General features: G+C 65.9%; 3 protein-coding genes. All 3 read left to right on the plus strand.

The annotated features are described in order from the left end of the window. The coding region (locus AHiyo1_RS13585; RefSeq protein ID WP_172465590.1) for a D-alanyl-D-alanine carboxypeptidase at positions 1-302 on the plus strand (302 nt) is incomplete at its 5' end. Between the two features lie 77 nt (positions 303-379). After that, positions 380-1,483 (plus strand): zinc-dependent metalloprotease, encoded by a 1,104-nt coding sequence (locus tag AHiyo1_RS13590; protein ID WP_253257327.1) that lies wholly within the window; start codon positions 380-382, stop codon positions 1,481-1,483. A gap of 122 nt (positions 1,484-1,605) precedes the next feature. Then, a partial coding sequence (locus AHiyo1_RS13595; RefSeq protein WP_275937062.1) for an ATP-binding protein occupies positions 1,606-1,851 on the plus strand: 246 nt, incomplete at its 3' end.

Genomic DNA, 1,851 nt, shown 5'->3' on the forward strand with positions numbered 1-1,851 from the left:
CCTCCGGACCGGACACTCGCCTCCGTGCCGCCCTCGCCGGGTTCCCCGTTGCCGGGCTGACCGGGACGCTCGGCGACCGCTACGCAGACGCCACCACCTCCCAAGGGGCTGGATTGGTGCGGGCCAAGACCGGCACCTTGAATTCGGTGATCGCTCTGAGCGGCTATGTGGTGGACGCGAACGGCCGCCTCCTGGTCTTTTCCTTTATCGGCAACGGGCTGACGCCGGGCGCGGCGGGGAACAAAGTGGCGCTGGACAGGTCCGCGACGGCCCTCGCGTCATGCGGTTGCCGCGCCGGCTGACCTTTGCCGCTGCCTGGCGTTCGCCGCTGAGCGAACTTAAGGGTGCAGATTCAGACTGTTGTGTTCTGATGGTTCGTATGGAGTCTCAGCAGCAAGCCCAGTCCCTCATCAACTGGGAGCTGGCCGCCTCCACGGCCGCCCGGCTCGCTCCCCCCGGTCCCGTACTGAGTCCGGCCCAGATCGGCAAAGCCGTGGACAGCCTGCGCTTCAGTGCGGACATTTCGGTACCGCATGTGCATGACATCACCGGTTTGGAAGCCGCGCGCGATCTCCGCGATTCCCATGTGCTCGTGGTTGACCGGGCGTCGTGGGCGAAGGCCAATACCCAGAGTTTTGCGGTGATGCTCCAGCCGGCCCTTAAACAAATGCTGGATTCCCGGCGGGGTCCGGCGATGACACCGGCAGCGGCGGCCGCGAGCGGCGCCATCACCGGCAGCCAGCTCGGGGCTGTGCTTGCCTTCTTGTCGAGCAAAGTCCTGGGCCAATACGATCCCTTCGCCGCGCTCGCCCCGGACTCGAAAGCACCGCCTGCGGGCCGGCTCCTGCTGGTGGCTCCGAACATCATCTCCGTGGAGCGCGAGCTCAACGTCGATCCAGACGATTTCCGGCTCTGGGTCTGCCTTCACGAGCAGACCCACCGGGTGCAGTTCGCCGCGGCTCCCTGGCTCCGGACCCACATGCTCGAGGAAATCGAGCGCCTCAGCGCCAATCTCATCGGCAATGTGGACTCCATCATGGATCGCGCTACTGCCGCCGCGCGCTCCCTGCGCGATCGCTCCACCGGCGCCACACCCGGCCGCGGGGCCATCTTGGACCTGCTCCAGAACCCTGAGGAAAAGGCCTCGCTCTCGCATCTCACAGCTGTCATGAGCTTGCTTGAAGGCCACGCCAACGTGGTGATGGACGCCGTCGATTCCACCCTTGTCCCTTCAGTGAAGACCATCAGGCAGCGCTTCAACGCACGGGGCAAGGACCGGGGCGTGATCGAGAAGTTCATCCGCAACATCCTCGGCCTGGATGCCAAGATGCGCCAGTACAGCGACGGAGCCAAGTTTGTCCGCGAAGTGGTTGCGGTGGCGGGCATGGAGGGCCTCAACCGGGTCTGGGAATCGGCCGACAAACTGCCTACGGAGACCGAGATCCACGACTCCAAGCTGTGGCTTGAGCGGATGGGGCTGTGACCGCAGGCACCACATCGGGCCAGGGCGGAAGCAGTAGAAACCCGCCAAGCACTGAAAGCGCTCCAAGCAGTGGACGACGGCGTCCCGGGCGTTTGGCGCCGGTCGTCGGCAAAGCACGGAATATGTTGCAGGACGCGCTGGCCTCCGCGGGCTACCCCGAGCGAATCCTGGTGGCTTGCAGCGGGGGGCCGGATTCCTTGGCGCTTGCCTCAGTGGCAGCCTATTTTGCCCGGCGTGGCCACGTTCACGGCCGCCCCGTGAGCGTAGCCGCCGTCGTGGTTGACCATCAACTGCAGGAAGGCTCGGCTGAGGTCGCGGCACGGACCGTGGCGATCCTTGAAGGGCTGGGACTCTCGCCCGTCCAGCTG

It is taken from the genome of Arthrobacter sp. Hiyo1 (assembly GCF_001263615.2).
Taxonomy (GTDB): Bacteria; Actinomycetota; Actinomycetes; order Actinomycetales; family Micrococcaceae; genus Arthrobacter.